Source organism: Paenibacillus sp. Pae15, from assembly GCF_024519685.1.
GTDB lineage: Bacteria > Bacillota > Bacilli > Paenibacillales > NBRC-103111 > Paenibacillus_G > Paenibacillus_G naphthalenovorans.
In genome coordinates this window covers 190,084-216,055 of the sequence record NZ_JALJRM010000003.1, presented here as the reverse complement: position 1 = coordinate 216,055, position 25,972 = coordinate 190,084, and the positions used below count along the sequence as shown (strand labels likewise).

General features: G+C 45.6%; 22 protein-coding genes and 4 pseudogenes. 19 read left to right on the top strand and 7 right to left on the bottom strand.

Annotated features, from left to right (window positions below):
* Positions 1–254: 254 nt before the first annotated feature.
* A pseudogene (locus NR121_RS04075) lies at positions 255–434 on the top strand (transposase); the annotation flags it as partial.
* Here NR121_RS04075 and NR121_RS04070 read toward each other — a convergent pair.
* Together NR121_RS04070 and NR121_RS04065 are read right to left on the bottom strand one after the other, a co-directional pair.
* A pseudogene (locus NR121_RS04070) lies at positions 421–576 on the bottom strand (transposase); the annotation flags it as partial. The pseudogenes NR121_RS04075 and NR121_RS04070 sit on opposite strands and share 14 nt — an antisense overlap.
* Positions 573–749 (bottom strand): annotated as a pseudogene (locus NR121_RS04065) (IS256 family transposase); the annotation flags it as partial. The pseudogenes NR121_RS04065 and NR121_RS04070, both read right to left, overlap by 4 nt.
* Positions 750–1,050: 301 nt before the next feature.
* Here NR121_RS04065 and NR121_RS04060 point away from each other — a divergent pair.
* The 9 genes and pseudogenes from NR121_RS04060 (at position 1,051) to NR121_RS04020 (ending at position 11,839) form a co-directional block, all read left to right on the top strand.
* On the top strand, positions 1,051–1,689 hold the full coding sequence (locus NR121_RS04060) for a Crp/Fnr family transcriptional regulator (protein WP_054818001.1): 639 nt from the start codon (positions 1,051–1,053) through the stop codon (positions 1,687–1,689).
* 68 nt (positions 1,690–1,757) lie between these two features.
* The gene (locus tag NR121_RS04055; RefSeq protein WP_062407269.1) at positions 1,758–2,687 is read left to right on the top strand and encodes an MBL fold metallo-hydrolase; all 930 of its coding nucleotides are present in this window, start codon (positions 1,758–1,760) and stop codon (positions 2,685–2,687) included.
* 729 nt (positions 2,688–3,416) lie between these two features.
* Positions 3,417–4,700, top strand: coding sequence for a M20 family metallo-hydrolase (locus NR121_RS04050; protein ID WP_256830563.1), 1,284 nt, complete (start codon positions 3,417–3,419; stop codon positions 4,698–4,700).
* Positions 4,697–6,319 (top strand): ABC transporter substrate-binding protein, encoded by a 1,623-nt coding sequence (locus NR121_RS04045; protein WP_174350808.1) that lies wholly within the window; start codon positions 4,697–4,699, stop codon positions 6,317–6,319. The genes NR121_RS04050 and NR121_RS04045 overlap by 4 nt, the downstream gene beginning before the upstream one ends.
* 57 nt (positions 6,320–6,376) lie before the next feature.
* Positions 6,377–7,330 carry an ABC transporter permease gene (locus tag NR121_RS04040; protein WP_054817994.1) on the top strand — a complete coding sequence of 318 codons (954 nt, stop codon included), beginning with the start codon at positions 6,377–6,379 and terminating at the stop codon, positions 7,328–7,330.
* 34 nt (positions 7,331–7,364) lie between these two features.
* On the top strand, positions 7,365–8,276 hold the full coding sequence (locus tag NR121_RS04035; protein WP_074730088.1) for an ABC transporter permease: 912 nt from the start codon (positions 7,365–7,367) through the stop codon (positions 8,274–8,276).
* Between the two features lie 20 nt (positions 8,277–8,296).
* Positions 8,297–9,310 carry an ABC transporter ATP-binding protein gene (locus NR121_RS04030; RefSeq protein WP_062407275.1) on the top strand — a complete coding sequence of 338 codons (1,014 nt, stop codon included), beginning with the start codon at positions 8,297–8,299 and terminating at the stop codon, positions 9,308–9,310.
* A gap of 4 nt (positions 9,311–9,314) precedes the next feature.
* Positions 9,315–10,379, top strand: coding sequence for an oligopeptide/dipeptide ABC transporter ATP-binding protein (locus tag NR121_RS04025; RefSeq protein WP_074730086.1), 1,065 nt, complete (start codon positions 9,315–9,317; stop codon positions 10,377–10,379).
* Positions 10,380–10,479: 100 nt separating this feature from the next.
* Positions 10,480–11,839: pseudogene (locus NR121_RS04020) on the top strand (IS3 family transposase).
* 97 nt (positions 11,840–11,936) lie between these two features.
* On the opposite strand, the gene ald reads toward NR121_RS04020, so the two are convergent.
* Genes ald through NR121_RS04005 form a run of 3 tightly spaced genes read right to left on the bottom strand, consistent with a single transcriptional unit; the run spans position 11,937 to position 15,318 of the window.
* Positions 11,937–13,055, bottom strand: a complete 1,119-nt coding sequence (gene ald / locus NR121_RS04015; protein WP_054817989.1) for an alanine dehydrogenase — start codon at positions 13,053–13,055, stop codon at positions 11,937–11,939.
* Positions 13,052–13,945: an NAD(P)-dependent oxidoreductase gene (locus tag NR121_RS04010; RefSeq protein ID WP_174350804.1), complete on the bottom strand. Its 894-nt coding sequence runs from the start codon at positions 13,943–13,945 to the stop codon at positions 13,052–13,054. Before NR121_RS04010 ends, ald begins: the two co-directional genes overlap by 4 nt.
* Positions 13,942–15,318 carry an aspartate aminotransferase family protein gene (locus tag NR121_RS04005; protein WP_054817986.1) on the bottom strand — a complete coding sequence of 459 codons (1,377 nt, stop codon included), beginning with the start codon at positions 15,316–15,318 and terminating at the stop codon, positions 13,942–13,944. The genes NR121_RS04010 and NR121_RS04005 overlap by 4 nt, the downstream gene beginning before the upstream one ends.
* Positions 15,319–15,454: 136 nt before the next feature.
* On the opposite strand from NR121_RS04005, the gene NR121_RS04000 reads away from it, so the two are divergent.
* Positions 15,455–17,101: a PucR family transcriptional regulator gene (locus NR121_RS04000; RefSeq protein WP_256830557.1), complete on the top strand. Its 1,647-nt coding sequence runs from the start codon at positions 15,455–15,457 to the stop codon at positions 17,099–17,101.
* A 24-nt stretch (positions 17,102–17,125) separates the two neighbouring features.
* Here the strand turns inward: NR121_RS04000 and NR121_RS03995 are convergent, their stop codons facing one another.
* Both NR121_RS03995 and NR121_RS03990 read right to left on the bottom strand, forming a co-directional pair.
* Entirely contained in the window at positions 17,126–17,752 is a 627-nt protein-coding gene (locus NR121_RS03995) for an FMN-dependent NADH-azoreductase (protein ID WP_054817982.1), read from the bottom strand.
* 61 nt (positions 17,753–17,813) lie between these two features.
* Complete coding sequence (locus NR121_RS03990; protein ID WP_054818014.1) at positions 17,814–18,236, bottom strand: MarR family winged helix-turn-helix transcriptional regulator; 423 nt, start codon at positions 18,234–18,236, stop codon at positions 17,814–17,816.
* A gap of 227 nt (positions 18,237–18,463) precedes the next feature.
* Between NR121_RS03990 and NR121_RS03985 the strand changes: the two genes are divergently transcribed.
* The 8 genes from NR121_RS03985 (at position 18,464) to NR121_RS03955 (ending at position 25,825) form a co-directional block, all read left to right on the top strand.
* A complete protein-coding gene (locus NR121_RS03985) occupies positions 18,464–19,105 on the top strand; it encodes a GntR family transcriptional regulator (RefSeq protein WP_054817981.1) in 642 nt (213 codons plus the stop codon).
* Positions 19,106–19,263: 158 nt separating this feature from the next.
* Complete coding sequence (locus NR121_RS03980) at positions 19,264–20,160, top strand: NAD(P)-dependent oxidoreductase (RefSeq protein ID WP_062407294.1); 897 nt, start codon at positions 19,264–19,266, stop codon at positions 20,158–20,160.
* Positions 20,161–20,302: 142 nt separating this feature from the next.
* Positions 20,303–20,731, top strand: coding sequence for a tripartite tricarboxylate transporter TctB family protein (locus NR121_RS25285; RefSeq protein WP_375162508.1), 429 nt, complete (start codon positions 20,303–20,305; stop codon positions 20,729–20,731).
* Positions 20,732–20,742: 11 nt separating this feature from the next.
* A complete protein-coding gene (locus NR121_RS03975; protein WP_235594247.1) occupies positions 20,743–22,251 on the top strand; it encodes a tripartite tricarboxylate transporter permease in 1,509 nt (502 codons plus the stop codon).
* Between the two features lie 71 nt (positions 22,252–22,322).
* A complete protein-coding gene (locus NR121_RS03970) occupies positions 22,323–23,342 on the top strand; it encodes a tripartite tricarboxylate transporter substrate binding protein (RefSeq protein ID WP_256830553.1) in 1,020 nt (339 codons plus the stop codon).
* A 138-nt stretch (positions 23,343–23,480) separates the two neighbouring features.
* Positions 23,481–24,365, top strand: a complete 885-nt coding sequence (locus tag NR121_RS03965; RefSeq protein WP_062407302.1) for a DUF6282 family protein — start codon at positions 23,481–23,483, stop codon at positions 24,363–24,365.
* Between the two features lie 18 nt (positions 24,366–24,383).
* On the top strand, positions 24,384–25,115 hold the full coding sequence (locus NR121_RS03960; protein ID WP_171005846.1) for a PIG-L deacetylase family protein: 732 nt from the start codon (positions 24,384–24,386) through the stop codon (positions 25,113–25,115).
* Complete coding sequence (locus tag NR121_RS03955) at positions 25,115–25,825, top strand: 4-carboxy-4-hydroxy-2-oxoadipate aldolase/oxaloacetate decarboxylase (protein ID WP_174350797.1); 711 nt, start codon at positions 25,115–25,117, stop codon at positions 25,823–25,825. Before NR121_RS03960 ends, NR121_RS03955 begins: the two co-directional genes overlap by 1 nt.
* Positions 25,826–25,972: the final 147 nt, after the last annotated feature.

The window sequence follows — 25,972 nt, the reverse complement described above, 5'->3', positions numbered from 1 at the left end:
AATAACTGAAACTAATGAGCCCCTTTTTCTTGATATGACAATACAGGCGGCATATACACATGTATATGCCGCCTGTATTTATTTTGGGTGAGGAAAAATGTTGGAGGAAAATGCTGTTGATAAATGCAGAGTAATAATATATACACGTATATATACTGAAAGGGAATCAAGCTATATAAGTTGAACTAATGATCCCAATTACAATCTGATGCACAGACGATCAATGATTTTCATGGGATTTGTCGTGATTTGTACCGTTTCTGAGCGAAATGAACGGAAGAGTCAAACTGGTCTTTCTGCCACCTTACAGCCCGCAACTCAATATCGTTGAAGGTCTTTGGAAATGGCTGAAGGCTGATGTCATTAACAATGTCTTCTACCACACTGTGGAGGAGATTCGCCAAAACGTTCGCACCTTCATGGAGGGTACTTGAAGAAGGTAGCCAGCTCGTCCCAATTGCTGCGCCACGAACGGATGATGAGCGGATATTTAGCGCCCCATGTTTCCTCGAAACGATCCAGCTCCACAAGCGCCATCTCCTCCGTTACCGCTTTATAGATCGGCTTCAGATCAGCTTGTTTTTGACATCGTTTTTTTCGTAGCCGAGGTGGGTGTCCATCTCCGCTTCGAGCATTTCCTGGATCGTCTCAGCAAACAATTCCTTCAGTGCATTCTGCGCATCTTGAGCCGTTACCAGATTGTTTTCTTTAATAAACTGACGCAACTGCTCTTTACTCCATAATCCCATGTCTACTCCCAACCTTTCGATGCAAAGTTTAAGTTTTTTTAACATAAGACTTTGATTCTTATTCCACAATGGGTGCGATAATTCAATAACGTATACAGCCATTTCCTTACCGGGTATTTTCTTTGTGAAGAAGTAGATTTTTTTCGATTTGTTGTGCGGCGTCCCGATCTATTTGCGTTGAAGCTTTTTTTAAATTGTTTGATTTTTGTCGGGTATCCGACTGTTTTATAACGAAACATATACTATAATACCAATATGATAACTATGGATTATCGGATTCGTTATACGAGGTGACAACAACATGATCAATGAACGGAAAGAAGAACATATTTTGGCCGAACTCTTTGAAGAAAACGGGGTTTTGCGGAAATTCAAAAAGAATGAATTTATTTTCAGGGAAGACGAGGAAAGTCAGGACGTTTATTTTGTTCGATCGGGTCTTGTCAAAATCTCACAGTCGGCTCAGGAAGGACAAAATATCACCTTGTTTTTGCGCAATACGGGTGAAGTTTTCGGTGCCGCCGAAGTGCTGACCGGCCAACGGCGGCAACGGTACGCACGGTGCATCTTGGAAAGCGAAGTGCTGCTGGTTCCCGCATCTCAATTTACGAGCTTGACGTTAAGCCGGCCCGATGTTCTGTATGCATTAACGGTTTCCAATGCGCGTCGACTGCTGTATACCCAACAGTTCGTGGAAACGTTGATTTCCAGGCCTGTGGCTTGGAGGCTGGCCCATTTTCTTACCCAACTGGGTGTACAGAAGCAGAACAAAATTCATGTGAGCTTGCCGCTAAGTCATGAAGAAATCTCCTACATCATCGGGTGCAGCAGACAGACGATTACGGAAACATTAAATAAGTGGAACGAAAAAGGAATCATTCAATACGAGAAAAAACGAGTGACGATTAACGATTCCAATGCGTTTATGTCCAATCTTTAGTCATATTTACCGCGATAGAAGACGTTTCATTTAATCGATAAACAGAATAAATCAATGGAGGAATCAACATGCTAATTCAACCACAGGAGAATCTGCAGCCTGAGTTTCATGAGCATTTAAAAGTTATTTTATTGGGTACGGGTTCGCCTCGAGCCTTCTACGGAAGGGCTAAGCCGGGAGTCGCCGTACTAGCGGGAAATAAAACCTTTTTAGTCGACTGCGGCGGTGGCGTTGTGGATCAATTGATTAAAGCGGGTGTCATGCCGCAACGGATTTCCGACGTTTTGTTCACCCATCATCACTATGATCACAATGGCGGTTTTTTCGATGTCTTTATTACAAGCTGGAGGACGCATATTACCCCGGAGCGTGTATTCGAAGGACGCTCAACGCCTATGCATGTATACGGACCTGAAACGACTAAAGAAATCATTGGTAAAATGAGGGAATCGTTTGAGTTCGATGTGAAGCTGCGGGTAAGTTACAATCTGTCGGATGAAGCAGGAGCACGGATTGAATATACTGAAAGAAATGAAGGCGTCGTCTATGATCAGGACGGGATTAAGATTACAGCCTTTGAAGTGGATCATCGTCCGGTCTATCCGGCGGTTGCGTACAAATTTGAATTCAACGGGAAATCGGTTGTTATTTCCGGAGATACGATCCCTGTGTCCAATATGATTAGGCAAAGCCAAGGCGTTGATCTCTTGGTGCACGAAGCTTATAACAAAGAATGGTTAGACGAATTAATTCATAAATACCCAGATTATGACAAAGCGCTCTCTAATCCGGCCAAGTATCATACCACCACATTGGAGGCAGCCGAAATTGCGAAGCAAGCAGGGGTCAAACATCTCGTGCTTACTCATCATATTCCGGCGCCTGCGGCTAACGAGAATGCCGAGCAGGAATATATGAAGGGTATGAGAGACATTTTTAACGGAACGATCACGGTTGGACGTGACCTCATGACGTTTGATTTGGGTAACGAAGTATAGGATTCGTTGAGCGTGCTTGAAACCGCTGCATTGGATAGAAAAACGGCGTCGTCGATGCCGACTGCTTCAATTGCTTGTATGAAAACTACTATGATCGAAACTTGGCGGAATACTATCGCAGACTCCAATTGACACAGGAAATTCGAAAAGCCCCCGAAAAGTTTCCCCATTTCATAACGTGAATCAAATAAAGCATGGCGATCTTGATATTGAGATACGCCGTGCTTTTTTGTTTGTAGAACGTACATTCTGAGTTAGATATTAGCAAAGCAGCAGCGAAATGATACCTCCAAGAGACCTTCGCTGGATTCCCTGAGGTTGGTGCCCAGGTTCTTCTCGAATATCTCGATGGTCACTTCATTGACTCCGCCGCTTCCCTTATTTTCATTTATATTATGTTATATTATATTACATATAATCCAATTAAACCTCAATAATGTCATATAATATAACTCATTTTAACGTAACTTTCTTGATGGATATGCAAATTGTACAATGGAAAACGGAATATTTAACCATTTTGTATAGTGATTTCATTTATTTAATGTAATATAATATAACATAACATATAATAGTGGAAATTACTTGGGGGTGAAATGAAACATGACGACATCATCCGATATCGAAGCACTTTATGGGATTTAGCCGCACTGTCGGACTCCATTAGGAATCAATTCAATACCGCAAAGTTTTATTGTCACCAACTTAGGATCATGCGAGGTGAGTCTGATGTCAACCACTGAATACCAAGTTGCTATAAACCGTTCGAGGATTGAAAAGAGGATTACGGAGCTGGGACAGATTGGCCGGATAGGCGATACAGGAGTATGCCGTTTGGCTCTATCCCAAGAGTACCGCCAAGGAGTGGAATTAGTCAAAGCATGGATGGAAGAGGCGGGGATGGTCTCGCGAATCGATCATTTCGGCAATGTAATCGGACGTCTGGAGGGAAAGAATCCGCATGCTCCCATACTCATGTTGGGGTCGCATATTGACTCTCAGCCCTATGGCGGCAGATTTGACGGAGTGGTCGGCGTATTAGGTGCGATTGAGGCGGTCCAGACGATGAAGGAAAACGGGATTGTACCGGAAGTGCCCATTGAAGTCGCGGCTTTTTGCGATGAGGAGGGCTGCCGCTTTAATAACGGTTTTTTTGGTTCGAGAGGTATTTTGGGGCGATTGGAACCTGGAGAATTGGATAGGACAGATAAAAACGGGATCACAAGGAGGCAGGCTTTGATCGAATTTGGCGGCGATCCGGCTAAATTTGCAGAATCGGAATATGCCGCCGAGAACATCGGCGCCTATTTGGAATTGCACATTGAGCAAGGGCCCGTGTTGGAATCTCTGGATCGTCCTGTGGGGATTGTTACGGGAATTGCCGGTCTGCTGTGGTTGACGGTGGAAATGACGGGAACCGCCGGACACGCCGGATCGGTACCGATGCCGCTGAGAAAGGATGCTTTGGTAGGTGCGGCAAAAGTGATTGCTGCGCTGAACGATATTGTGAAGCCGAGCCCTGATTCTAAAGCCGTTGGGACGGTAGGGAATATACAGGTCTTTCCGGACTCGAGAAATATTATACCTGAAAAAGTCAAATTCACGATTGATTTGCGGGATATCGATCAGGGCAAGCGGGATGAGAACGAGAAGCGGCTGAGAGAAAAGATCGAAGCCATTGCCCAAGAACACGGATTGACCTATTCGATCACCGAAGATAATAATAGCGAGCCAAGGTATTGTGCAGAGTGGATCAAATCGATCATAAATGAAGAAGGGGAACGAATGGGGCTGGATTGTCCCGAACTGATGAGCGGACCTGCTCACGATGCGTTGATCATGTCCTATGTCACCGATTACGCTATGATATTTGTCCGCTGTAAAGAAGGGATTAGCCATAATCCGAAAGAGTTTTCAAGTATAGAAGACATTTCATTGGGAACCGAACTCTTATATAGAACTGCTGTAAGGATAGCTACGGAAGCTTTCACAAAAAGGGGGGATTTGAGATGAAAAAATATTCGCGGTCCGTTCTGATTACGCTATTCATTTGTATGTTTGCTGTTACTGCCTGTACCGATTCACCGTCGTCCTCAAGTCCATCCGATGGTGCGCAGCAAGCCGGCGGCGGGACTTTGATCATCGGAACGGAATCGGAATACGACCAACTCGATCCGCATCGGGGTCAAGGCTGGGTAACGATGCGGGTCAATCATCAAATATATGAGTCCTTAGTCGAGGAAGATTTGTCTAAAGATTCGCAAGCGGCGCCTGTTCCGGCATTAAAACCGGCCCTGGCGACCAAGTGGGAAGTATCGCCGGACGGCAAAACCTACACGTTCACCTTGCGGGAAAATGTCAAATTCCATGACGGAACACCTTTTGATGCGGCTGCGGTCGAATTTAACGTCAGGCGTCTGACGGACGAAAGCTTCCAATACTATGATAAAATCGCCGCCAGTAAAACGTTTAGAACTTGGCGCTTTTACGATTCCGTGAAAGTGATCGATCCCCAAACGATCGACATTACGTTGAAGGAACCCTTTTCTACTTTCCCCCGAATGCTGGCCCAAATTAACTCTTTCCAGATTATCAGCCCGGAGGCCGTTAAAAAGTATGGCAATGATGGATTGGGTGAACATCCAAGCGGGACAGGGCCTTTCAAATTTTCCACTCGGGTACGCGGTGAAAAAGTCGAACTGGTTCGAAATGAGGAGTATTGGGGAGAAAAAGCAAAGTTGGACAAAGTTATTTTCCGCCCGCTGCCTGATCCGGCAGCAAGGGTAACAGCTTTGCAAAATGGAGAGGTTGACGTCATCGCCGTACCGCCCCCCGATTCTCTCGAAGGGCTGAAGAAGCAAGGATTTCAGGTGGTCTCCGGTCTGCCTCCGCATGTATGGTACATTGTCTTTAACTTTACCAACCCGATCATGCAGAAGAAAGAAGTCAGACAAGCGATTAACTATGCGATTAACAGGGAAGGCATTGCCAATGAACTGTTGAAGGGAACGGCAAAACCGGCTTACACAATACAGTCCCGAGGTCATGAAGCTTTTGATCCGAATAAAAAATGGTATGAATACGATCCGGAAAAAGCAAAACAATTGTTGGCGCAGGCCGGTTTGCCGGACGGTTTTGAAACGACCTTTATGACTTCCATCGATGGATCGGGACAATTGCTGCCTCTTCCGATGGCGGAATGGATTCAAAGAGATTTGGCTAAAGTGGGAATCAAACTGAAGATCCAGACTTCGGAATGGATTCAATATGTCAACAATTTCACGAACGGCATGCCTCCAGAGGTGGGGATGAATCAATTTTCGTCAGGCCGGACAGCGCCTTACTTCCTGGCCATGGTGGCGCACTCTGCGTTTAAAGCGCCCGGAGGTTTCAACTCCGGACAATATGTAAATAAAGAAGCCGATCAATTGATGGATATGGCCACACACGCCATCAATCCGGATGAAGCGATCAAATATTGGAAGCAGGCGGAGGAGATGATTATGGAGGATGCGGCTTTTGCCCCGATTGTAAATGATACCGCGCCTTATGTCGTTTCCCCGAATGTTAAAGGATTTATTTCCCCATCGGAAGAATGGTATGATCTGGTGCAAGTATCCATCCATAATTAAGTGATTAAGGGGACTCCGGGCTTGGAGCCCCCTTCCACGTAGAAAGGCGGAGAGAGGATGCTGCGTTATTTGGTTTTGCGAACCTTCATGACGATACCGATCCTTTTTGGAGTTTCCATCGTTGTTTTTATTCTGATTCAACTGATTCCGGGCGATCCCGTAAGAACGATGCTGGGGACGGAAGCCACGCAGGAAGCTGTAGAGCAGCTCCGAAAAGACATGGGATTCGATCAGCCGCTTTATGTGCAGTATGTTCATTGGCTTCTTAAAGTGCTGCAAGGCGATTTCGGCAAGTCCATCGCTCTGCACGTACCGGTCGCCGACTTGTTACTGCCGAAGCTGGGCAACACGATCATACTAACCATCGGAAGTATGCTGGTGTGTACTTTGATCGGCGGCATGACAGGGATCATTGCCGGGCTGAAGAAGGATTCCTGGTTTGACCGTATCAGTTCGGGATGGGCATTAATCGGAGCAAGCATGCCCGTTTTTTGGCTGGCGCTGATGTTGATGTGGTTTTTCTCGATTTATTTAGGTATTTTGCCGGTAAGCGGAATGTACAATTTGCGCAACCCGGGCGGGATTCCGGATCTTCTGCTTCATCTGATCCTTCCGTCCGTGGCTACGGCCACCGTTTCTACGGCCGTCATTGCCCGGATCACGCGAAGTGTAATCATCGAGATTCAGCAAAAAGAATACGTGCGCTTTTTCCAATCCTTCGGATTATCCTCCTTTACCAATACGACACGGCATGTATTGCGCAACGCCTTCTCGCCCATTTTGAATATTACCGGGCTGCAGATCGGTTATATCATGGGAGGAGCATTATTCAGCGAAGTGGTATTTGCCTGGCCGGGTCTTGGCCAGCGGATCTATATCGCCATCACCGCCAAAGATTATCCTGTGATTCAGGCAGGCATTCTGATGATTGCAGTCGCCTTTGTGCTCGTTAATTTAATGATCGACATCATCAACATGGCGATAAATCCGAAGCTGCGGGATTCGATTTAACAACTATTCGCTTATCCAAGAAAGGAGCGATTTTATGCAAGCAATCCGTAAGGAGCGTCGATCGACATGGCACTTGGTTCTTGCCCTGTTTTACCGGAATAAAGTGGCCATGACGGCCGCTGCGGTGATTTTGCTCATTACCGTTGCTTCCTTGCTGGCTCCCTGGATTGCTCCCTATCCCCCCAATGATGGAGATGGCAGCCTTCGGTTAGCTCCGCCGGGAACTCCGGGACACCTCTTGGGGCTGGATGATCAAGGGAGAGATATCCTGAGCAGGCTGCTTTGGGGTGGCCGGTTGTCCTTGATTTCGGCTGTCGTTCCCGTCGTTATTTCGGCTGTGATCAGTTTGCTGTTGGGGATAGTAGCGGGATATTATCGCGGTTTTATCGGAGAAACCATTATGCGGGTGCTGGATATCTTTTTTGCCTTTCCGGCTGTGCTTTTGTCTATTGCCATCACTGCGATTCTGGGGACGGGGTTGTTTAATGTCATGCTGGCCATGGTGATTGTGCGAATTCCTTATATGACGCGAGTGGTATATACCGATACGGTCATCGAGTGCCAAAAAGAGTATATCGAATCTGCGATAGCTCTGGGTGCCGGCGGTATGCACGTTCTTTTCCGCCAATTGCTGCCCAATGTCCTGACTTCTCTTGTTGTGTATGCCACAACGTTAACAGGGGTGACGATCATTACTATCGCAGGTCTGAGTTTTTTTGGTTTGGGCGTACAGCCCCCTGATGCAGACTGGGGTCGAATGACCAGTGACGGAAGGACGGTTCTTATGCAGGGTGCGCCCCATGTCACGTTATTTCCGGGATTGATGATTCTGATTGTATCTTTGGCATTCAGCCTGCTTGGAGATGGTCTTCGTGATGCCCTGGATCCTCAGCGCATTACGGCTGCGAGCGGCAAGAAACGGCGCATGGTGTCGACCGTGGAATAAATACGAGAGGAGGGTGCTGCATGGCCATTTCAAACATCTTGGAAGATCGGAAAAAGAACCGGCTTTTGGACGTTCAAAATTTATCTGCATATCTGACGACTGCGGACGGCACGGTGAAGGCGGTGGATCGCGTTTCATTTACGATCGACCAGGGAGAAATTATGGCTGTTGTCGGCGAATCCGGTTCGGGAAAGACGATGATGATTTCTTCCATAATGAATATGATCCCTTCTCACTTGCTGCAAAAATTGGAAGGCAGTGTCATGTTCCAGGGGGAAAAACTGTTTACGTTATCCGAAAAAAAAATGAGAGAGATCCGAGGAAATGGTATGGCCATGGTTTTTCAAAACGCAATGACGGCCTTGGACCCTTCCTATACCATCGGATCGCAGTTGATGGAATTGCTTCGCGAGAAAAAAGGGCTGTCATCGCAAGCGGCGAAAAAGCGAAGCCTCGAATTATTGTCTCAGGTGGGAATGCCTGCTCCCGAAAAAATGTTTTCCTCGTATGCCCACCGTTTAAGCGGAGGATTGCGCCAAAGAGCGGTCATTGCCATGGCGCTGTCCTGCGAACCATCCCTTATCATTGCCGATGAACCGACAACAGCGCTTGATCCCACCGTGCAGCTGCAAATTATTGAACTGTTTGAAAAGATCAATAAGGAGACGGGGACTGCGATTTTATTGATCACGCATGATTTTGGCGTGGTGGCCAGATTGGCCCAAAAAGTGGCTGTCATGTATGCGGGACAGATTGTGGAGCAAGGTTCGCTTGAGGAATTGTTACAGTCTCCTGCCCATCCGTATACAAGAAGCTTGTTGGCTTGTATTCCCAGTACCCAGTGGATTTTTTCAGGTAAAGAAAAACAAAAGCTGGTTCAAATTGAGGGGGCGCCTCCTTCCTTGGCGCATTTGCCGCCAGGGTGCCATTTTGCCGATCGGTGTCCGGAAGTCGAAGCCATTTGCCGGAAAGAAAAGCCCGAAATGGTGAAGATCAGTCATACTGCAGAAGTGCGATGCTGGAAAAGGGGGTAACGTCATGCAGAATGTTCAGCAGTTGAGATATTTGCCCGTTCATGAAAAACCGCTTATCGAGGTGCAGGAGCTTTCCAAAACCTATTTCCAAGGAATGCTGAAGAAAAAAGCAACAAAGGCAGTGGATGGCGTCAGTTTCTCGATTCGCCGGGGAACTTCGTTCGGATTGATCGGAGAATCCGGGTCAGGCAAAAGTACAGTAGGACGAATGCTTCTGCGGCTTATCAAGCCTACCTCAGGCAAAATAGTTTATGACGGAATAGATTTAGTCGGCCTGTCCGGCAAAGAACTGACTCGTTTCCGGCAGAAAATACAAATCGTCTTTCAGGATTCGGCTTCGGCCTTTAATCCCCGGCAGATGATCGGCGAACAGTTGGCGATCCCCTTATGGCGTTTTAAAAAGGTAACAAGCCAACAACAATTGAACAGCCGAATCGGGGAATTGCTGGAATTGGTAGGTTTAAGCGCCAGTTATGCAAACCGGTTTCCCCATGAATTATCGGGTGGACAAAGACAACGGGCAGGAATCGCCAGAGCGTTGTCGGTAGAACCGGAATTTCTGGTGCTTGACGAACCGGTATCCGCCCTCGATGTTTCCGTAAAATCACAAATCATCAACTTGCTTAAGCATTTGCAGGAGCAGTTGGGACTAACTTACTTATTTATTACCCACAACCTGGATATCGTCTCTTATCTTTGCGATGACGTGGCTGTGCTTTATCAAGGAAGGATTGTGGAGATGGGGGATACGAAAACGTTATTTCGGAACCCCTGCCATCCGTTTACGAGAGAGCTCTTGGGATCGATTCTTACCTTGCAAGGGCCATTGGCCGATTACTACGGGTTCCCCAAAAAATCGGACGGAAGCGATCTGCTGGAAAGTGCGCTTGGCTGGTCGGGCGCATGTCCCTATATGGCCAAATGCCCGTACCATACAACGACATGCCGGACGGGAGTTCCGGAATTGACGATGGCTGGCGACAACCATTACGTTCGCTGCTTTCAGATGGATCAGATTGGAAGCGAAAAGGAAGAAGAGAGGCCATTGTTGATGAATACAAACGGATGAACTTCATCCGTTTCTCAGCGTACACAAAAAGGAGCGGACTCGAACGTGAACTGCACCCCAATTGTTAGACACACATCTAACAATTGGAGGTGCTTTTCTTTTGGCTAAATTTACAGCAGCAGAAAAAATAAAAGCGGTCAAACGATATTTAGAAGGACATACAGGTTATCAAACAATCGCACAGGAAATCGGTGTACATGTTAGTAAACTACAATATTGGGTGAAAAAATATCAATATCATGGAGAAGGGGCCTTTATAAAAACCTATACAAAATACACTGCCCAATATAAACTAGACGTAATTAACTATATGAACGAACACGGGACGTCCATTATTGAAACGGCAGCGAGATTTAACTTGTCTTCCGAATCGATTCTTTGGAATTGGCAAAATACCTTAGACACACTAGGCTGGGCGGCCCTGGAATCAAAGAAAAAGGGGCGTCCAACGATGAAAAAAGATGGTCAGAAACCAACAAACAAAACTGCACCAGCAGAAGGTTCAGCAGAGGCTTTGCAAGCAGAATTAGAGCGTTTACGTATGGAGAATGCTTATTTAAAAAAGTTGAATGCCTTAGTTCAAAGCAAGGAAAAATCACCAAACAAGACAAAGCGCAAGTAGTCTTTGAATTAAGGCATGAATTTCCGGTGAAATCAGTACTCAAGCTAGCAGGGATTCCACGTAGTACATATTATTACTGGGTGAAAAACTTTGGGAAATCGGATCAAGATGTCGAGTTAAAAAAACAGATCCAATCCATCTTTGACGAACATGAAGGGCGTTATGGTTATCGTCGTATTCGGGATGAATTGGTGAACCGTGGTTATATAGTGAATCATAAAAAAGTACAGCGAATCATGAAAGAATTGAGCTTGAAGTGCGTTGTCCGCATGAAAAAATATCGTTCTTACAAAGGGACAATAGGTAAGATTGCCCCCAATCTCTTAGACCGTCAATTTACAGCGGAAAAACCAAATAAGAAGTGGGTAACGGACATCACAGAGTTCAAATTATTTGGCGAAAAACTTTACCTGTCACCTGTTTTAGACTTATTTAACGGAGAAATTATTGCGTATACAATCGCTTCAAGACCAACCTATTCCCTCGTCTCGAAGATGCTGGAGAGGCATTTGAACGACTGTCAGAGAACGATGTACTCCTCCTGCATTCCGATCAAGGCTGGCATTATCAGATGAAGCAATACCGTCAAGCCTTACAAGAAAGGGAGATCACGCAAAGTATGTCCCGTAAAGGCAATTGTTACGACAATGCGGTAATTGAGAATTTCTTTGGTATATTGAAATCCGAATTCCTCTATCTAAAGGAATTTGAAAGTGTGGAACACTTTAAACAAGAATTAGCGAAATATATCGATTACTATAACCACAAACGAATGAAGGCAAAATTAAAAGGCATGAGTCCAGTTCAATACCGTACGCATGCCTTACAAGCTGCCTAATAACATAACCTTGTCTAACTTTTTGGGGTCACTTCAACGGAGCTGCTCCTTTTTTTAGAATGGATAGCAATGAAAGTGGCGCTTACGGATTCAAGCCTCAAGCACTTATCATTTTCTCGACTTCCGAAAACGGGTAACCAAGCGCTTCGGCGACGCCTTTGAACGTAATTTTGCCATCCAGCGTATTCACTCCACGGGCGATCGCTTTATTTTTGGCAATCGCCCCTTTAAAGCCGTCGTTGGCGATTTGCAGCGCATAGGGAGTCGTTGCGTTGGCCAGCGCCAATGTGGATGTGCGGGCAACAGCTCCAGGCATATTCGACACGGCGTAATGGATGACGCCATGCTTGGTATAAGTTGGCTCATCATGCGTGGTAGCGCGGTCAATCGTTTCAATCGATCCTCCCTGATCAATCGCAACATCGACGATGACCGAACCCGGTTCCATTTGCTTCACCATCTCTTCGGTTACGAGCCGGGGTGATCGCGCCCCCGGAATCAGAACGGCTCCGATCACTAGATCCGAATCTTTTACGGCTTGGGCGATGTTATAAGGATGGGACATCAATAACCGGATTCGGCCGTTAAAGATTTCGTCCAGATACCGGAGGCGGCTTGGGTTGATGTCGAGCAACGTGACCTGCGCGCCCATGCCTGCTGCTATTTTCGCGGCGTTGATCCCGACGATGCCGCCGCCGATAATCGTTACCCGGCCAGGAAGTACGCCCGGTACTCCGCCAAGGAGCACCCCTTTTCCCCCTGAAGCTTTTTCGAGATAATGCGCGCCGACCTGAACGGCCATGCGTCCGGCCACCTCGCTCATCGGCTGCAGCAGCGGCAGTTCTCCGTTATCCAGCTGAATGGTTTCATAAGCAATGCCGGTAACTGCGTTATCCAGCAGCGCTTTTGTCAAATCCGGCAGCGGGGCAAGATGCAGGTAGGTGAATAAAATCAAATGTTGGCGAAAATAACGGTATTCTTCCGGAAGCGGTTCTTTTACTTTCATAACCATGTCCGCTTCCCAAGCGTCTTCCGCCGTTTGTACGATCTTCGCTCCCGCTGCGGCATAATCTTCATCGGCAAATCCGCTTCCAATGCCGGCCCGTGTTTCGATTTTGACCTGATGCCCGGCTTGGACAAGCGTCGAAACCCCTGCAGGCGTAATCGCTACGCGGTTTTCGTTATTCTTTATTTCTCTCGGCACGCTGATAATCATACGGACTCCCCTTTGACAATCAATCTGTATTTGTCTTCCATCGGACGGATAACGGCTGACACATCAGAGGCGCCATACCCCGATTGCTGGGCGGCTGCAATAGCTTCCCGGGCCGTTTCCGCCACGCGCAGCACCATCCCTTCATTACGGGCAACCTCACAGGCGATGCGCATATCTTTCAGCAATAGATCAATGCTGAAGCGTGGAGCAAATTCACGGTTGACGATTAACGGAAAAACCCAGTTAAGAGCCGCGCTGTTCCCTGTGCTCGATTGGAGCACCGAGAACATTTTTTCTTTATGAATCCCCGTTTTTTCTGCAAGCACCAGAGCTTCGGCAAGAACGGATGTATGCGCCCCGAAAAGCATATTATTAATCAGTTTCGTAATGCTGCCGCTGCCGCTGTCCCCCATATGCATGATCTTTTGGCCCATCGCTTGAAACACGGGAAGGGCCCGGTTCAAGGCTTCCTGATCTCCGCCGCACATGATGGTCAGGGTGCCGGCCTCTGCGCCCGACGGACCTCCGCTTACAGGCGCGTCGATGAAGGAAACGGCTTTTTTCCTTGCTTCCGCATCGATTTTTCGGCTCAAATCCGGACCTACCGTGCTGTGATCGGCCAGGATCATCCCCGGTCGGATACCGGCCATGATGCCGTTTTCTCCGAAGTATACCTGTTCCACCGTATCCGGCATAGGCAAGCAGGTAAGCACGATATCGGTTTTCGCCGCCAAATCTGCCGGATTCAAGGCCTCCATAGCTCCGCGGGATACGGCCGTTTCGATCGGTCCGCGGCTGCGGCTGTATACATAGACTTCAAACCCCCTTTTTAACAGATTCGTCGTCATCCTTAACCCCATAGTACCCAGGCCGATAAATCCTACCTTCATCCGATCCGTCCCCCTATATTCACTTTATCCGCTGCGGCTAAACGTTCCAATGCTTGATCCAGCGTGTCCACGATAAAATCAATTTCTTTTTCGGAGGTGACAAACGGCGGAGACAATGTGATGATGTTGTTGAATCCCGGAACGGTATCGCTGTTTTTGCCTGCCAGCAGTCCTTGTTTTTGGCATTCCGACAGCACCTTCAACATGATATCGGTAGAGGCTGGCTCTTTGCTTTCTTTATCTTCCACCAATTCAATCCCGGCCAGAAAACCAAATACCCGGATATCCCCAACATGCGGATGAACGGTCAATCGGGCGAGTTTTTCCTCCAATAACTTGCCCATTTTGGCTGCTTGACCGACCAGATTTTCTTTTTCAAGAATTTCAATATTTTTTAAGGCGATGGCACAGGAAACCGGATTGCCTCCGAATGTATTAATGTGTCGGAAATGAGCGTCGGCCTCCGGTTGCTTGAACGCTTGATATATTTCGGCCCGGACCGCTGTTGCGGAAAGCGGCGAATAGGCGCTTGTGATGCCTTTGGCCATGGTGACGATGTCCGGCTTCACCGCAAAATTGAAGTGTCCGAATTTTGCTCCGGAACGCCCAAATCCGCAGATGACTTCATCGACAATCATCAATACACCATATTTGTCGCAAATTTTCCTAACCTCTTGCAAATACTCGGGAGGCGGCACAATAACCCCTCCGCCGGTAATGACAGGTTCAAGTATGACGCCGGCGACCGTTTCCGCGCCTTCCCAGTTCATGACCTCATCATAAATTTGCGCGCATTCCAGCTGGCAGCTTCCTTTCTCCTTGCCAAACGGGCAGCGGTAGCAATAGGGCGGCGGGACATGCAGGAAACCCGGCGTCAGCGGTTCATATTTGATTTTTCGGTGTGCTTGACCGGTCGCTGCTAATGCTCCCATCGAGTTGCCATGATACGCCCGATGCCTGGAGATAAATTTATGACGCGTAGGCTCGCCGTTTTGGTGATGATATTGGCGGGCAATTTTGAATGCTACTTCGTTGGCGTCCGAACCCGAATTCGAATAAAAAATCCGGTAATTTCCTTCCAGCCATTCGTTGATTTTCGCCGCCAGTTCAATGGCAGGCACATGACTTTGCACAAGGGACGCATAAGCAATCGTCTTGATCTGTTCTTTTGCCACTTCGGCGATTTCTTCACGCCCATGACCAATGTTTACGCACCACAGGCCGGACATCCCATCGAAAAACCGCTCTCCGTCAATGGTCGTAATCCAGCTTCCCTCTCCCGATACAACAATCATCGGATTTTCATTGTGCGGGGAAATTTGATGCCATAGATATTTGCTGTCTTTTTCCAACAGTTCCTGTTTGTTTAACATGGTTTTTTTCTCCCTCATTGACTTTAATGTAATATTAGCTTACATTAAAATTAACATCTTTTTAGCTGACAAAGTGTTTAGTGATCTTGTAAATAATTAGACATATTGTCAATCAAGTCATTAAGGGAGGCACGTCATGGATTATGATGACAAATTAACCGTCGAAGCCATTCTCGAACGTCCTCTTTTCCGCCATGCTCGCATCATTGCCGGTCACGAGGGAATACGCCGTAACGTACGCTGGGTGCATATTGTGGAAACTACCCATCTGAGCCCGTTCGTCAATGAAGACGATTTGATCTTGACAACCGGTGTCGCTCTTAAAAGTATAAAAATCCGGCATATTTATATGAATCAATTAATTGAACAAAAAGCAGCCGGACTTTGCGTTGAATTGGGAGAACATCTGACGACCATTCCCGGTGACATGATCGAATTGGCCGATAAACACCATTTCCCGCTCATTGCTTTCGAACAACCGGTCCGTTTCGTCGACATTACCCAGGATCTGCATGCATGGCTTATTAATAAACACCATCATTTTTTGCAGGAATTGGAACAGTTGTCCCGGGAATTACAAAAATTGACGCTTCAATCTACCGAAATTAAACCGATTCTTCAATTGCTGCATGAACGGACCAAATATCCGGTACTTTTTTATTCTCTCGTCGGCAACTCCTATGCCATTCCTTCCAGCTATCACACGGAGCTCGAAACTTATCAGCGGCTTGTAGATGGACGAGCGGATGTCGTCTCTTCCTTATGCGAATTGCCTTTTGACGCTTCCCGGAAAATTTTGATCCAGCCGGTCATTTGTTTTGGAAATACCCTTTCATATATAGCGCTATTGCTGCCCGACCAGCCCGTATCCGACCATTTGCCGTTTATTCTTGATTATGCGATACAGGCGACAGCTCACGTGCTCCTCCGAAAATTGTTTCTCGAAGAAAAAGCGATGGAAACCCAACAGCAATTCATGGAAGATTTATTAATAGGCAATGTTCATCAGGAAGATGCGATGCGCGCGCGCATTGGTTTGCAGCCGACAGATAAGCAAGATTATTATTTTATGGCGGGAATCATGCAGATTGTTCACGACCTGAAGCATGAAAATGAGGAAGTAATAGAATCGGTCAAGCAGGATTTGCTCGTATTATGCCGTACTTTATTGAGAAAGCAAGGATTTCACTGCTTGCTGCTGAATAAAAAAAATCAATTATATATCCTTTGTTTTAAGGAATCGTATTCTTTTTCAGCTTTTGATTTTAAAGAAAAGTTAACAAAAACCTTGCATGAGCTCCGGCAAAATCTATCCCATAATTTCCGTGGGAATCTCGATCTGTTCGTAGGGTTCAGCCAGCCGAAGACACGACTGATCGATATGCATTTCAGTTTTGCCGAGGCGGACAAAACATTGAACATCGGCATTCTGCTGCCGGGAGCCAGCCCTTTTTATGATGAACTGGGAGTCTATCAAATTTTGACCCATATTTCGGATACGCGTTTGTTAAAAAAATTTGTTCATGACCATATCGGACCTTTGCTCAAGTTTGAGGACGAAACCGATATTCCGCTTTTGGAAACACTTTCCGTCTATTTTAAAAACATGGGGAATAAACAGGAAACGGCGGAACAGTTGTTTATCCACAGACAAACGCTGTACCACCGTCTGGAAAAATGCAAAGAACTGCTCGGCCCCGATTTTTTAAAACCGCACAAACGAATTTGCCTCGAACTGGCGATCTACGCTTATCATCTTGTGGATCATCCGCTTCATAAGTGAAATCATCCGATTGACGCTGTCTAATTAGAAGCGGCTTGCGAAAGTAGTCGCTTTTACAAGACCTTCGTGAATAATTTCTTCTGCCTTGTCAGGGAATTGGTTGTGCCCCTCTACAATGACGGTTGTGATGTCTTTTACTCCCCAAAAGTTTAAAATATTGGTTACATAGTTGACTGCCATCTCGGCAGATTGCGCAGGTCCGCTGGAATAGACGCCGCCCCTTGCATTTAACAAAACAACCTTCTTATTCTGAAGCAGCCCGACGGGGCCTTCTGGAGTATACCGGAAGGTCTTGCCTGCTTGACTCAGATAATCCAAGTACGTATGAAGTACGGAAGGAACAGTGAAGTTCCAGAGCGGGAAGGCGAATACGATCTTATCCATGGCAAGGAATTGGTCCAGATATTGATTTACCGTATGGGCAGCCGCTTGTTCCTCCGGAGTAAGTTCCAATCCTTTGGCTAATTTAAACATCCCGTTAATTTTATCCGCATCATAATACGGTAAATTTTCCTTAAACAGATCCAATTCAATGATCTCATCCTGGGGATGGGATTCTTTGTAGCTTTCGAGGAATGCCTGGTACAGCTTAACACTGACAGCTTGCTCAACCGGGCGGGGATTTGCTTTGACAAAAAGTACCTTAGCCATAATAACCTCCATCGATGCTGTTATTTTGTTGTTATAGCAACTATTAGACGGAGAAAAGCTCCTACTCCATATTGGAACTCATTTTAGTAAGGATTCGTCTTAACTCGGTTAGCTCTTCCTCGGTAATTCCTTTACATACCAAACGATTAAATTCCTCGGCTATGGGAATGACTTGCTCGCCTAATTTTTTTCCTTCATCCGTCAGGAAAACCCTTAGTGAACGCCGGTCGTGTTCTCCGACCACTCTGTGAATAAAGCCTTTTTGCTCCAGATTATAGACCATACGGGCAATATTCGTTTTATCTTTTTTCAGCTTCTCGGCAATTTCATTTTGATTAAGGCCGTCTTTTTCCCAAAGAAGCATCATAACCAAATTCTGCTCCGGCGCGAGCTGAAAAGGAGCCAGCTTGGATTTAATATAATTGGTGAGGGTTAAATCGGTCTGATGAATAAAAATGCTGATATATTCTTGTAAAGGAAGCATCAAATCCAGCCCTCTCCTTAAAAAGTTGCTATAACAAATGTGATTATATTCATAAATAGCCCAGGTGTCAATTAGGATGAGGAATCGAACCGTTTTCCTTCAAAAAAGTGGAAGTGGCGCGCATTCATTTGCTCCTTGACATCCACTTACGAAATATTTATGATTAATTTTGCACATAATTGTATTACAAAATTGTTCAATCAAACTTTATCATAGGAGAAAAGATAATGAGTAATCAAACAGAGTATGCCTATAAATATATTCGTGAGCGAATATTGGACGGTACTTTCAAACCAACTCAAAAATTGATTGAAAGTCAGTTGTCGGAAATGATAAGCGTAAGCCGAAACACTGTGAAAAAAGCTTTGTTAAAGCTGGAGCGGGAAAATTTGGTTAGCATTGAAAACAATAAAGGAGCGACCATTAAATCGTTTACCTTGGAAGAAGTGAAAAATTATCTTGAAATAAGGGAAGCCTTGGAGGGGATCATTGCCAGATCGGCGGCACAGCATATAAAGGATACAGAAATTGATGAGCTGGAGCAGCTCTTATTAAGAATGGAACATTGTATGAAGCAAAATCAAATTGATGAATATTCCAAATTAAACAGGTTATTCCATAATATACTTTACAATGCATCCAGAAATATACAAGCGACGGAAATGGTGAGTATGATAAAAACGCAGTTAATGCGGTTCCACTTCAGAACACTGCTCATTCCCGGAAGAAACGAAAGTTCTCTCAATGAACATAAAATGATTTTTGCTTCTTTGAAAAACCATGATGCGGCAATGGCTGAGTTGGCCATTAAGCAGCACATCTCTAACGTCCGAAAAACAATAGAAAATAATTATCAATTTTTGTTGTAACAGGCTCCAATTTTTCGACTTTTTTTGCTAAGTTATTGACACGAATTTGCAGATGCGTTATATTTTTTGTTGTAAACATAATTGTTGAACATTATTGTAGTCTATATGTTTCAACTTTCATGTATTTGATTGCTTACTGATAAAGGGAGGTTAGTACATTGAACCAACCGGGTATAGGCTTCATCGGATTCGGTGAAGCAGCATTTCATATGGCGAGCGGTTTAGTGTCCGAGGGAGTTTCATCTATCTTCGCATTCGACGTAATGGCAGCAGAGCCGGTGGCTGGGGCTATCATTAAAGAAAGGGCTGATTTGGCTAATGTGACTTTAACTTCGTCTTTGAAGCAATTAATTGAAAGCAGCCGCATTGTTTTTTGTGCAACCAGTGCCAAGTATGCGCTTATGATCGCTCAAGAAGCCGCTGCATTTTTGCGAAAAGAGCAAATTTATGTGGATATGAATTCGGCATCTCCAAAAGTAAAGCAAGAAATTTCTAAGCTTATGGATCAAGCAGGCGTATGGTTTGCAGATGCGGCAGTCATGGAAGCCGTTCCTCCTCACCGCCATAAAGTTCCGATTTCGGCCAGTGGTACAGGTGCACGTAAGTTTTCGGATGTCATGGGGAGATACGGAATGAACATTACCTATATCAACGAGGAGGCCGGAAGCGCTTCAGCAATGAAAATGATTCGAAGCATTTTTATGAAAGGGTTTACGGCCTTGCTTCTGGAAACATTGACTGCAGCTTATAAATCAGGAATTGACCGAGAAATATTGACTTCCATCCGGGGGACCCTATCTAGCCATTCCACTGAGGAATTAGCCAATTTACTTCTTACACGTACTGCTATTCATGCGGAGAGAAGAGTAGCGGAGATGGAAGAAGTCATCGGCACATTGAAGGATCTGGATTTGGATTACTCTGTATCCTTGGCGACCAAGGGAAAGCTGCAGCAGATCGTTGACCTGGATTTAAAATCCCATTTCGATATGAAGGTTCCCGGTCATTTTGTGCAGGTTCTTGAAGCATTAATGAATAAATCCGTACCACAATAAATCATAGGCGAGAGATTGAAAGCCCTAACCAGGTAAAAATTGAAAGTCTGATAAGCAGGGGTTTGGCACGAGTGAAAACGGATAAAAGTTCATGCGAGAATGAATAAAGGATGTGCTTCATTTGAAAAACTTAGGCGTTTACATGGCTGTTTTCTTTCTCCTCTATAGCGGAATCATGTTTTGGGAATCATTATCGATGGATTATTACAGCGAATACGGCCCGGGTCCCGGGATGCTGCCACGGTGGGTGAGCGGACTCACTTTCGTTTTTTCCATAATCTATCTGGTCATTTCGCTAAAAAAAGATATCATTCTTTTCTCCCGGATTTTGCCTAAAGGTGAAGGGCTTATCAATGTTTTGGTATGCGCGGGTTCTTTCATCCTATTTATCATTATCGCACCTTTATTGGGTTTTTTAATTGGCAGTACGATAACCTTATTTCTCTTGTTTATGCGGGGCTATAAATGGTATTGGAGTTTAGGGCTCTCCGCTTCGATATCTTTCATCGTATTTTGGGTTTTCGGAATCCTTTTACAGGTGCCGTTACCTGTAAATGACTTGGGATGGTAGGAGGGGAAATCGTGGAATCGTTAGGTTACTTACTGCTTGGATTCGAGACAGCGCTTACGTGGCAAAACCTGTTGTATTGTCTGTTGGGCGTTACATTCGGCATGTTCATCGGCGTTCTTCCCGGATTGGGTCCTACAGCAGGAACGGCGCTCCTTTTGCCTTTGACTTTTGCACTTGAGCCGGTATCTGCGATTATCATGCTGTCCGGCATTTACTATGGAAGCATGTACGGAGGAACCATCACATCCGTATTGATTAATACCCCAGGGGAGGCCTCCTCGTTAATTACATGTCTGGACGGCCACCCGTTAGCCAAGCAGGGTCGAGCGGGGGCAGCGCTTGGGATCGCGGGTATCGGTTCGTTCATCGGAGGCATTGTTTCCATTGTCGGGTTAGTTTTAATCGGCCCCTTTCTGGCGAAGCAGGCGCTTAATTTTGGTCCTCCTGAATTTTTTGCTTTGGTGATTTTAGGGCTCTCTTTGCTGCTTGGATTAATGGGAAAATCCTTATTGAAGGGGGTTATCGGAGCGCTTTTCGGTTTATCTATAGCGTTTATTGGCCAGGATCAAAGCTCCGGCATCATTCGATTTGCTTTCGGTCAAACGGAACTGATGAAAGGTATAGACTTTATAGCCATTGCGATGGGGATGTTCGGGCTTTCCGAACTATTTATCAATGCCGAAGAAAACTTGAAAGGGAAAGCTGCAGTACCTTCTAAGGTGAACGGTCTGCTTCCTAAAAAGGAGGAATGGGGACCTTCTATGAAAGCGATCGGCAGGGGAAGCATATTGGGCTTCCTGATCGGATTAATTCCGGGAACCAACTCGGTCATTCCTACGATTCTTAGCTATTCTATGGAAAAGAAGCTGTCTAAACATCCTTCCCGCTTTGGAAAAGGGGCTTTGGAAGGGGTGGCCGGGCCGGAAACGGCTAACAATTCCTACAGCGGTGGCGCATTAATTCCGCTGTTCACACTGGGGATTCCGAGCTCTCCTACCGTCGCGGTATTGTTAGGCGCTTTTATTATGCATGGTCTTACTCCGGGACCGACGCTGTTCCAGAAAAACCCGGACCTGGTATGGGGAATTATAGCGAGTATGTTTATCGGAAACGCCATTCTGTTAGTCATGAACCTGCCGATGGCCAATGTGTGGGCGAAAATTACGATGATTCCCTTTAAACTTCTCTTGCCGATCATTATCATGATCACAATTGTTGGAACGTACAGCCTGAATAACAGCATGTTTGATGTAGGGGCAATGCTGGTCTTTGGAATTCTAGGCTATTTATTTAAAAAGGCTGAAATTCCACTGGCTCCCATTATTTTAACTTATGTGTTAGGCGTTCTTTTAGAGAAAACGTTATTGCAGTCTTTAACTATTTTTCAGGGGGATGTTCTCGGGTTCTTCACGAGACCGCTTTCCGGGACGATCTTATCGATCGCCATTCTCACCATGCTCATCAGCATCGTTGCCTCGATAAAAAATAAACGGCCCGTTACAGAAGATGTGGAAATGTAAGATTTGGCGTCCATGTGAGAATAGACGTTCGGATAAAATTTATATAAAAAAATGATAAAGGGTGGCTTGCTATGAAAAAAACGTTTGTTGCTTTTGCCATTATTGTATTAGCCCTTGGAGCGCTTATTGGATGTACCCCGCGGTCCTCTAATGATTCTACGGATGCAGCCGGTAAGGGGGCGGCCGGAACTCAGCAAATCGATTGGCCCAATAAGCCGATTAAGCTCATTGTACCCTTTGCCGCAAGCGGGGGAACTGACCTGGGTGCGCGTCTTTTAGCCTCTTATTTAGAGAAGGATTTGGGAGTTCCGGTCGTGGTTGAAAATAAGGTGGGGGCTGCAGGTTGGGTAGCTTACGCCGATTTAGTGAATGCCAAACCTGATGGCTACACCCTTGGTGTCATCGTTAATCCGGCGTTAATTACTGGATATATCAACCCTTCCGCCAATAGAAAAGAGAACTTGGACAGCTTTGAACATATTATTAATCACGGGGTTGATGAAGGACTCATTGCTGTACGTCCTGACGATAAACGTTTTGCAACTATTAATGATCTTATTGAGTATGCAAAAAATAACGAGATATCCGTAACCAGCAATGGTATAGGTTCAAGCAATCATTTGATTGCATTGTCAATGAACAAAGAACTGGGAACGAAATTTAGATTCGTTCAATTTGGCGGTACGGGGGAAGCCATAGCAAGTGTACTCGGCGGTCATGTCGATGTACTGATTGGGGAAATCGGGGGAGCGATTGACCAGGTTCATAGCGGTCAGTTAAAGGCTCTAAGTGTTTTTGGGCCGGAACGCAATCCTAAGCTTCCGGATGTGCCTACGATGAAAGAAAAAGTGGGTTTCGAGAATTCGATCACCTATGCATCCAGAGGTATAGCAGGGCCTAAAGGCATTGATCCGCAAATCATTGCAAAGCTCCAGAGTGCTATTGAGAAAGCAGAAACCAATCCGGAATTTATTAATAAAGCGAGCGAATTGGGCATGAAGGTTGATCTGACGAAAGGAGATGCTTATATACAGCTGTTAAAGAAGCAGGAAGCAGCCATAATGGAGCTTAAGACGATGCTTGGTTGGTGATGTCATGTTTCAATGATGCAATTGACATAAATCAAACAGCGGATTATAATCATTATTGCGCAATATTGTTTAACAATATTGAAAACTTTAATGAAACTCAATTAATTGACCTTACTCTTAAGAAAGCGAGGAAATCATGTGTATCCAGAATTGCTTGAAGGGGCCTATGACCTGCATGTTCACACGGGACCGGATGTCATGTCCAGAAAGCTTGACGATCTTGAAATGGCGGAACGCATCCGAAAAGTTGGGATGAAAGGATATGGAATAAAATCACACTATTTTTGTACGGCAGAACGGGCGAAATTAGTCCATAAAGTTTATCCCGACGTAAACTTGATTGGAGCGATCAGCTTAAATAATTCAGTGGGTGGACTCAACCCTCTGGCCGTAGAAATGGCAGCCCGCGATGGAGCGAAAATTGTTTGGATGCCTACATTTGACGCTACGAACGAGCAAGAGTTTTTTAGAAAAGGATCCCATACCAAATTACCTTTTTGGGCCAAATTGCAGATGGAATTAATTGAACAAGGAAAAACCCAATCCAGTATATCCATATTGGAGGAATCCAAACTTAAAAAAGAAGTTTACGATATTTTGGATATCATCTCGCATTATAACCTTATCCTCGCTACCGGGCATTTAGGGAAGGCGGAGACATTCGCTTTAGTGAAAGCAGCCGTTGATTTAAAAGTCAAGAAAATCGTAGTTACGCATCCGAATTTTCCTTCTATCGATTTTACAAAGGAGGAACAAAAAGAGCTGGCTCAACAAGGGGCATTTATGGAACACTGTTTTACCACGCCTCATTCCAATAAGACAACCTGGGAAGCGGTATACGAGCAGATTCGTTTCGTAGGTCCTCAAAACTGTATTTTATCAACGGACTTAGGTCAACCAAACGGTCCGTACCCCGATGAAGGGTTGGCGATGTTTGCTGCCAATTTATTAAATAATGGTTTTACTAAAGAAGAACTGAAAAACATGATGGTGGAAAATACTTCATTTTTAGTAGAAGAATAAATTAAGGGAGATGAAAGCATGATTGATCAGAACACGAATTTATTGGTTGTCAGTGCCCATGCAGCGGATTTTGTGTGGAGAGGCGGAGGTACGATTGCCAAATACATCAAGCACGGGGCTAACGTCTCGTTAGTCATATTAAGCTACGGCGTTAGAGGGGAATCGAATGACCTTTGGAATATCGAAGGGCAAACCGTCGAAAACGTCAAAAAAATCCGGCGCCAGGAAATCGAACAAGCCGCGGAGCATCTTGGCATCCGTCAAATGGAAATTTGGGATTATGAAGATTACCATATGAAAATAACTGACGAACGGATGGAGCGGATGGTTTGTAAAATCCGTGAAACGGCTCCGCATCATATTTTGACACATGGCTTTAAAGACGCATTTAATCCGGATCATGAGACCGTTGGGAAGTTCGTATTTGATGCAAGTGTTCTTTCGACCTCGAACGGTGTGCGAATCGACGGGTATCCGACGGCCAAGCAGGCGCGCCTATTCGGCTTTGAGCCCCATCAATCCGAAATCAGCGACTTCAAGCCCGACGTGATCATAGATATTACCGAAACCTACGAGCAGAAGGAAGCTGCGATGAACTGCTTTAAAGCCCAGAAGCATTTAATTGAATATTACGGGGCAAAGGCCAAGCTTCGGGGCAATCACGCCCGCAGGGTTTCCGGCAACAATCAATACCAATATGCCGAAGCCTTCAGCCGCTGCTTCCCTTATGTTGGAGGCGAGTTCAACTGATGGAAAGGTACATTGTAAGAAACATTGACCGGCCTGATCAAACGATCATCGAACAATTTTCCAAGCTTGATGTCTCTACCGTATATGAGGCCCAGGGAAAAATCGGCCTTGTAAGTCATGAATTGCAGACGGTCAAACCGGGAAATAAGATTTGCGGTCCAGCAGTCACCGTCACCTGTTATGCGGGAGATAATTTAATGATTCATGCCGCCATCGAAATTTGCAAGCCGGGTGATGTTCTGGTCATTACGACAATCGGGGAAAGCCGCACGGGCATGATAGGGGAGCTCATCGTCAATGCACTTATGAAACGCGGAGTTCAAGGTGTCGTTACCGAAGCGGGAATCCGCGATGTAGCCAAAATCAGAGAATGCGGATTTCCGGTTTGGTCCAAAGCCATTCACTCGCAAGGCTCGACGAAATCACGCGGTGGCTGGGTGAATGCACCGGCGGTGTGCGGCGGAGCCTCTGTTAACCCCGGAGATTTGGTGATGGCTGATGATGACGGAATTGTTTTTGTGAAAAAAGAAGACCTCAAGCTTGCACTGGAGAGCTCTAACCAAAGAATGGCCAAGGAGGAAAATACCAAGGCCAGAATCGAAAGAGGAGAGCTAAGCCTTGATTTTTATAATTTGAGAGGGATTTTGGAAAAAGAAAATGTAGTGTATTACGAGAGCGAGGAAGCAAGAACGGCAAGGAAATCGTGTTGACAATGTTGACGATGAAGAATCTCAGTACGTTCTTATGAGCAATCCTGGGTAATGCGGGTAGTTACAAGGAAATGACGGGCGGGTTTGCGTGCGGCGCAAAACCCGTTTTTTCTTATTTGTATTGACATTTTCATAAAAAAAATATAT